Source organism: Calditrichota bacterium, from assembly GCA_013151735.1.
Lineage (GTDB): Bacteria > Zhuqueibacterota > JdFR-76 > JdFR-76 > BMS3Abin05 > BMS3Abin05.
In genome coordinates this window covers 1-8397 of record JAADHR010000219.1, presented here as the reverse complement: position 1 = coordinate 8397, position 8397 = coordinate 1, and the positions used below count along the sequence as shown (strand labels likewise).

General features: G+C 46.9%; 5 protein-coding genes. 1 reads left to right on the top strand and 4 read right to left on the bottom strand.

Annotated features, from left to right (window positions below; translation table 11 throughout):
- Positions 1-277 precede the first annotated feature (277 nt).
- Positions 278-1291, bottom strand: a complete 1014-nt coding sequence (locus tag GXO76_15905) for a hypothetical protein (protein NOY79337.1) — start codon at positions 1289-1291, stop codon at positions 278-280.
- Positions 1292-2072: 781 nt separating this feature from the next.
- Here GXO76_15905 and GXO76_15900 point away from each other — a divergent pair.
- On the top strand, positions 2073-4538 hold the full coding sequence (locus GXO76_15900) for a glycoside hydrolase family 2 protein (protein NOY79336.1): 2466 nt from the start codon (positions 2073-2075) through the stop codon (positions 4536-4538).
- Positions 4539-5170: 632 nt separating this feature from the next.
- On the opposite strand, the gene GXO76_15895 is transcribed toward GXO76_15900, so the two are convergent.
- The 3 genes from GXO76_15895 to GXO76_15885 all read right to left on the bottom strand — a co-directional run.
- Positions 5171-6862 carry a glutamine--tRNA ligase/YqeY domain fusion protein gene (locus tag GXO76_15895; protein NOY79335.1) on the bottom strand — a complete coding sequence of 564 codons (1692 nt, stop codon included), beginning with the start codon at positions 6860-6862 and terminating at the stop codon, positions 5171-5173.
- A 222-nt stretch (positions 6863-7084) separates the two neighbouring features.
- Positions 7085-8014 (bottom strand): glycosidase, encoded by a 930-nt coding sequence (locus GXO76_15890; protein ID NOY79334.1) that lies wholly within the window; start codon positions 8012-8014, stop codon positions 7085-7087.
- Positions 8014-8397 (bottom strand): hypothetical protein (locus tag GXO76_15885; protein ID NOY79333.1); only part of this gene is annotated, 384 nt, incomplete at its 5' end. The genes GXO76_15890 and GXO76_15885, both read right to left, overlap by 1 nt.

Genomic DNA, 8397 nt, shown 5'->3' with positions numbered 1-8397 from the left:
GCGGAATGATGTTTTCAACAGTTCAGTCAAATGCCAACGTTCTGTATCATACGCAAACCGGAAACGTGCTAAAAGTGGCCTTTCAAGGTCAGAAATCACCGATTCAATGGACAGTAAAATTCAAGTGATTCCGATTGTCCCCCGGGAGTCTTTGACTTCCGAGGGACTTCTTTTTTAACGGAATTCCAGACGTGTTCCCGGCAACAATCCAATCATCAAAACTCCGTGCTTACATGATAAGCCGTTGAAACCGTTTTTTGGGGAGAGTGTCAATGACTTACCAAATATCGGGGTTGCTTCCCTCCCCAATATCCGTGAGCTGGCCCGTATAATGCTGTACCTTATAAATGTGGGGAGGTTTTGAACCATCCTTTGCGTATGAGAAAAATACATGTGATGCATTTACGGAAAGGGGGCTGTGGGGCGTTTCACCCGGGAAACTGCCCAGACCCGATGGAGGATCAATTTTTTTCAACTTTGTGTCATACCGGTACAGGGTGTTGTAATCAAAAAAGAAAATGTAATGGTCATACCAATACACATGTTCAAACACCCTTTTTTTATTTGTAATATTCTGAATTTTACCCGAAGCCACATCAACCGTAAAGACGTCAAAAGACGTCCCGGAATGTGCAATAAATGCCACCTGTGAGCCATCAAAAGACCAGCACGGGTGGGAATATAAACTTGCATAAATCCTCAAATTCGATGGTGTAAGCTGTTTTGGAGACCCCTGCCCATTGGCATTAATGAGAAACAATTTATTATTCGCTCCCCCGCCTGTCGACACATACACGATTTTATTCCCCTTTGGGCTCCACCGAGGGAATTGATCCGTGTAGAAATTGTTCGTTAATCGAATCGATTGGGTGCCGTCCCTTTTTATTTTGTAGATTTCATAATTCCCGTCCCGGGAATCCGATACCACTAGCCACTTTCCATCCGGAGACCAGGAATAATCGAAGTGAATCTCAAAATTGGTCAGCGCCACCGGATTCGTTCCATCTTGTTTGGCCACCCACAGTTTCAGGTGGGGATTGCCCGGCTTTCTTTCAAGATACGCAAAATGAGTCTTTACGCCGGGGATCCATTGCGGATATTCTCCCTTCTTGATGAGCGTAACACTCCCTGTGCCATCTTCATATTCCTTTGCGATTTGCTGCTGATAATACCCTCCAACTTTTACCCGTGACTGGTAGAGAAGTGTTCTGGAGGTTGAGCATCCCGCAACCACCGAAACGAACAAAAGAAGAAACAGCAACAAAAAAATCCTACCCTGTTTTGTTTTCATTTCGACCTCCTGTTTAGAGTTAGATCCTCTTGACCGAGGGAATTTCCAAGCTTCTTTTTTGGGGTTCGTTCACAATAAACACGTGTAAAAACTACCACGCATTTGAGTACATGTACAAAAACGCTCATCATCTGACAAACATGAGTCTTCGTGTGCATAGTGTTCAGGAAGCAGATACTTAAGAAGCTGGAGATTTTAGGAATTTGTTACCCAACCGGCTGAGAAAAACAAAAGGAAAACCACGTGTGAAAGCATGAAAAATCGAACAAGCGATAACGTATTGCTGAATAAGGAAATTATGAGATTTGGGTTCCCGAAAAGTGAAGTTTTATTTATAGAATATAGAGTAGCTAAAGTTACTTGTCAAGGATAATTTTCATATTTAAAAAAATAGGGGGCCTTTCAATAGCAGCAAATCACACCGACTGCATTCATATCATTAACCTTGCGAAGGTTTTTTTGACAAAACGCAAATCGTATTCTTCAACGGTGTAATTTTGTGGAATCATAACCTTCGCAAGGTCGCTTTTTTATCAGGGCGATTCGTGAATCACCCCTACAATTACCATTTGTTGACCGATATTTTATTAGCCATTGCCTGTATTAAAAGTCCCTATTTTTTTCAAATCCCTTTTAAAATAAAATAAGTTGGCTCCAAAATAATGGGTCCGTAAATAAAATTTTGGGTTGAAAAAGTTCAATTTGTTTTGTACTTTATTTCCAATTATCTGGAGTACTTTAACCCGAATTAAAAACAACAGAAAAGAAAAGAGAAACCACCTTGCAGCTACAAAAGAATTGGCAGTTTCGAGAGTTTGGTAAATCCGATTGGCTTCCTGCCACCGTTCCGGGATGTGTCCACACGGATTTGTTAAACGCGGGTCTTATTCCCGATCCCTTTTACCGGGATAACGAAAAAAAACTTCAGTGGATCGAAAAGAAGGACTGGGAATACCAAACACAATTTTTACTTACGGCAAACGATCTGAACCAGAAAAACATCGACCTGGTTTTTAAGGGCCTCGACACCTACGCCGATGTCTATTTAAATGGCCACCTCATTCTAAAAACCGACAACATGTTCCGGGAATGGCGAGTCTCCTGTAACCCCTTTGTGCAGGCAGGAAAGAATACCCTTCGCATTCTGTTTCATTCACCGGTTAACCACGTCCTGCCGCAGCTGAAAGGCCTTCCCTATGTGCTGCCCTCCGCTCACGACCAGGAATTTAAAACCAGCCCGTACACACGAAAAGCCCCCTACCAGTTCGGCTGGGATTGGGGACCCCGATTTGTGACCATGGGAATCTGGAAGCCAATCTTCCTGGATATCTGGGAAACGGCCCGAATTTCGGACGTTTGGATTCACCAAAATGATCTCTCGGAAAAACAGGCTGCCCTGACGGCCGAAGTAGAAATTCAGGCAGAATCTGACGGAAAATTCCAGCTTTCCCTTCGTTCCGAGAATGATTCTTTCGCCCCCGTCTTAAAGGAAATTGATGTCAAATCGGGAAAACACGCGTATTCGATTGATCTGGAAATTCCAAACCCCGGGCTCTGGTGGCCCAATGGAATGGGAGAACCCGTCCTGTACACAATTGATGTAACGCTGCAGCAAGGCGCTCAACAGCTGGGGCACGTTTCCCGGCGAATCGGGTTACGTACGATCGAACTGCGTCAAAAGCCCGATCAATGGGGAGAGAGCTTTGAATTCGTCGTAAATGGCGTTCCCCTGTTTGCAAAAGGCGGCAACTGGATTCCGGCAGACAGTTTTCCTTCCCGCCTTTCCGAAGAGGATTATCGTCATCTGCTTCAATCCAGCCGGGATGCCCACATGAATATGATTCGTGTATGGGGAGGCGGCATTTACGAAGCCGACACGTTTTACGACCTCTGCGACGAAATGGGGATCCTCGTCTGGCAGGATTTTATGTTTGCCTGTAGTTTGTACCCGGGGGATTCCGAATTTCTGGAGAATGTGAAACAAGAGGCCGTCGATCAAATCGTACGCCTTCGAAACCATCCCAGTTTGGCCCTCTGGTGTGGAAACAATGAAATTGAAGCCAGTTGGTCGGAATGGGGCTGGAAGAAAAATCTTCCGGACGAGGTGTGGGATAATTACAAGAAGCTTTTTCATCACCTGTTGCCCGACGTGTGCCGCCGGTTTGATCCCGATAGACCCTACTGGCCCAGTTCTCCAAGCTCCAATCTGAAGGCCACGCCCAGCAGTCCCGATAGGGGAGATGTGCATTTCTGGGATGTCTGGCACGGGGGAAAACCCTTTGAGGCCTATCGAGACGTACACCCCCGTTTTGTGAGCGAGTACGGGTTCCAATCCTTTCCCGAAATGGCATCCGTCCGGGCCTTTTCACGCCCGGAAGACTGGCGAATGGACACGCCGGTCATGTTGATCCATCAAAAAGACGGCGGAGGCAACCAGCGAATTTACAATTACATGCGCCGATATTACCGGGACCCCAAGGATTTTCCCTCCTTTTTGTACGTGAGCCAGGTCCTGCAGGCCGAGGGAATTAAAGCCGGCACGGAACATTTTCGCAGACTTCGACCCCGTTGTATGGGATCGTTATACTGGCAAATTAACGATTGCTGGCCGGTAGCGTCCTGGTCCAGCATCGACTATTTCGGCCGCTGGAAGGCCCTTCATTATTATGCCCGACGGTTTTACCGTCCAATTCTCGTAAGCCCAATGATTGACAACCAGGATCGCATTCAGGTATTCATTGTCTCGGATGAACCAAAATCCGTGTCTGCCGATTTGGTAATGGAGCTTTTTTCAATGGAAGGGAAACGTCTCTGGGAGAGCCAAAAACGCGTAGACATTCCGCCTACTTCCAGTCGGATATATGTTGACGTATTGCGGGACGATGTACTGGGAAGTCACAATTCCGGTGAGGTTTTTCTGGTGGTTCGCCTGCAACACGCGGAGAAGGAGCTTTCGAAAAACACCCTGTTTTTTGTTCCGCCAAAAGATTTGGCACTAAAAAAACCTGCCCTTTTAGCGCAGGTTTCTCCGGCACCGGAAGGCTTTTCTATCACTCTTCAAACCGATCGATTCGCCAAAGATGTCTTTTTGTCTCTTGATTCGGCTGAAGGGTTTTTCACAGATAATTATTTTGATCTGATTCCCGACAGATCGGTAGAAATTGGTTTCAGAACCCGCGACAACATTGATTCGGATTCGTTCCGAAATAACCTTCGCCTGATTTCTTTGGTCGATTCGTTTCTGTGAAAGGCTGATCTGAATCGTTCAGCTACTACCAAGATACCAAATTGCAAAGGGTGTTTTATTGGGTGCCGGGGCGAAAACGCTTGAAAAATGCAAGACACGCATCTTGCCTACACTAATTTGTGGCTCTACTGGAATTTTTGTAGATTTGTTCTCAGGAAGTTTGACAAACAAAATTTCTTTACGTGACAGAAACCATTCATTCCTGCCCCCCCTCCAATGAAACAATTCAAGCAACTCACAGGTTGAACCGCTGGGTCTTGTGCCCCTCCAAAAAATCATTCGAACGGGTTGATTTTTTCTGGCTCTTTTCATTGCCACGACCTTCAGGTCGTGGATGAAATGGACATCACATATCTGCCGGGCTTTAGCCCAAGGATTCACAAAAATAGGGGGCTAAAGCCCTAAAGAACAGAAGCCAACTCATTCCACGAGCTAAAGCTCGTGGCAATGAAACTCTCTCGGACACCTCCGCGTCAGGGGGTAGGCCAAAAAGAGGCTAAGTTCTATTTTCAAAAAAGTCTTTTTCCCCACAAAAAAGACAGTAGAATCAACTTCATAACTTAATTTAGATTAAACCCTTTGTGCTTTTTAGCCGTTGTGGTCCTCATTTTTTCAGGTTAAAAGGGAATCGTTCACGATTGCAATTTCTTTTCAATCTTAGCCCAGCTATCCCGTAACGTAACCGTCCGGTTAAAAACAGGGTGTTCGGGCGAATGATCCTTTAAATCGGCACAAAAATAACCCTGGCGCAAAAACTGAAAATGGTCACCGGGCCTGGCATCTTTAAGATTGGGTTCCGCCAAAGCATGGGTCGTAATTTTCAACGAGTCGGGATTCAGATTCGCCGTAAAATCCTGTCCTTCCTCCACGTCGTCCGGATTTTCTTTTAAAAACAAGTGATCATACAAGCGGACTTCCACCGGCACGGCGTGCTCGGCTGAAACCCAGTGTAAGGTACCTCTTACCTTTCGACCGTCCTGCGTCCAGCCGCCGCGTGACTGGGGATCGTACGTACCGTGCAGTTCAACCACCTCACCCTGCTCATTTTTAACAACATCTGTACAGGTGACGTAATAGGCATGTTTTAGACGGACCTCTTTCCCGGGAGCCAGACGAAACCATTTCCGCGGGGCCTCTTCCCGAAAATCCTCCCGCTCCACGTAGATGGTTTTGGAAAATGGAATGTTGCGCGTCCCGGCCTGGGGGTCTTCCGGGTTGTTCTCAGCCACCAATTCTTCGATCTGATCATCCGGATAGTTGTCAATAACAAGTTTGAGGGGATTAAGTACGACCATTCGACGTTCGGCGTGTGCGTTTAAATCCTCCCGCACGCAGTGTTCGAGCAAAGCAATGTCCACCACGGTATTGTTTTTGGCCACCCCAATGCGGTCGCTGAAATCACGAATGGATTTCGGTGTAAACCCGCGCCGCCTGAGTCCGGCGATGGTGGGCATACGAGGATCATCCCAGCCGGTTACGTGACCTTCTTCCACCAGCCTGAGCAACTTCCGCTTACTCAAAATCGTGTAATTAATATTCAAACGGGCAAATTCCACCTGCCGCGGATGGTACACACCCAGTTCATCCAGGAACCAATCGTACAGCGGACGGTGATCGGCAAACTCCAGGGTGCAAATGGAATGCGTGATTCGCTCAATGGAATCCTCCAAACCGTGTGCCCAGTCGTACATCGGGTAAATGCACCACTTGTCCCCGGTGCGCGGATGTTCGGCGTGGATAATACGGTACATCACGGGATCGCGCATATTTAAATTACCGGATTTCATGTCGATTTTGGCGCGCAACACCTTTTCACCGTCGCCAAACTCTCCATTGCGCATGCGCTGGAACAAATCCAGATTTTCCTCTACGCTGCGGTTGCGATAGGGACTTTCGACGCCCGGTTGGGTCAGCGTTCCCCGAAATTCCCGAATCTGATCGGCAGACAGATCGTCCACGTAGGCTTTGCCCTTTTTGATCAATTGCACAGCGTATTCGTACATTTGCTCAAAGTAATCGGACGCAAAAAAGAGACGATCTTCCCAGTCAAAACCGAGCCAGCGCACGTCTTCGATAATGGAATCGATATATTCCTGATCTTCCTTCAGGGGATTGGTATCGTCAAAGCGCAAATTGCACAGGCCGTCGTAGTCTTCCGCCAGCCCAAAATTCAGGCAAATCGATTTGGCGTGCCCGATATGCAAATAGCCGTTTGGTTCCGGTGGAAAGCGCGTGTGTACCCGATCGAATCGCCCTGATTTTAGGTCGTCGTCAATAATGGCTTTAATAAAATTAGTCTGTTTTTTGTCGTTTTTTTCGGACATGCAGGGATTCCTTTTCTCTCAAATTCTTTTGATTGAATAAATTAATAAATTTTTGAAGAAAATCAAGACAAAAAACAGAGCAATCCCTTATATTTGCATTTTTGATTTTCGCATTCGGGGCACCTATTACTTTATTTTTATAATCTTCGTGGCGAAATTTTATGAATAATGCAGGTTAACTGAACCGCCCTGCACGTTTTCCCGCGAAACACCTCACATTATTTATCTACAAGATTTTAAATACGCTAAAATATCACTCATTTTAGCCGTTGCCAGCGCAATGGCAGTATCCGCGGCTCCGTAGTACATTCGCAATTGATCCGCTTTCTGATCGTAAATCACGCCGCACGGGAAAGTGACATCCCGCACATCCCCGTTTGTTTCATACGATTCCCGGGGACCAAACACCCATTCATCAGATCGGCAAATCACGTTTCGCGGGTCCTCTAAATCGAGAAGTGCCAGACCCAATCGGTAAATGCTTCCGGAAACCTTCCTTTGAACCCCGTGGTAAATGATCAGCCAGCCCATTTCGGTTTCAATCGGCTGGGGGCCGATGCCGATTTTACCGGCATCCCACCAGGCCCCGCTTCGGGCGTGCAAAACAACGCGATGGTCGCCCCAGTGTTTCAAATCCGGCGAAAAGGACAACCAGATATGGGCATCCCGTTCACTTTGATACGGACGATGCAAAACAGCCCACCGATCTCCGAATTTGCGCGGGAACAAAGCCGCATCCTTATTTTCGGGCAGCAAAATCGGACCGAGGCGTTCAAATTTCACAAAATCAGTGGTTTTTGCAAGGGAAACCAACGGGCCGTTCTGAGAATAGGCGGTGTACGCAATAACGTACGCCTGGAGCTCTTCCACAAATGTGATGCGCGGATCTTCCACGCCCCAATGCTCCTCCGGATAATTCTGAGGATCTGCCGTAAAAACGGGCTTTGGGGAGATTTGCCAGTTGCTCACACCGTCCCTGCTTTTTGCAACGTTCAAATGCGACACACCTGTGCGGTCCTCCACCCGGGCTAAGAGCAGTGTTTCACCATCCAGCATGGTGGCTGCCGGATTAAACACTGTGTTTATTTTATAGGGCCAATTCTCCGGCCTCAAAATTGGATTATCGTTGTGGCGAACAAATAACTCTTTCATCAGATTCCTCCATTTTTGTCATGATTTTTCGGATTAATCATACGATTCCACGCATCCGGTTCTAAAACATTCATCCTTCCGTTGCTTAAATTGAGATAGACAAAAATTTCTTTTCCTTTCCCGTTTGAATAGCAGCGATACACCAGCCGCTGCCCATTTTTATTTTGAACCGTCCTTTTCTCCGATCGATTTGAGAAAAACAAATAGGTCCTGCTGATTGCGTTGTTCTGCAGTGCCTGCAGCGTCAAAAGCGCCTCAATGGTTGATTCGGCGCCGGAATTCCGGTTGATCGTCTCCTTTGCCACAATTCCGTCAAAACAGCGGCCGGTTTTGGAATCGTACATGACCGCCCCGGCCGGATTGTTTCCCAAAAGCCAGGAGCC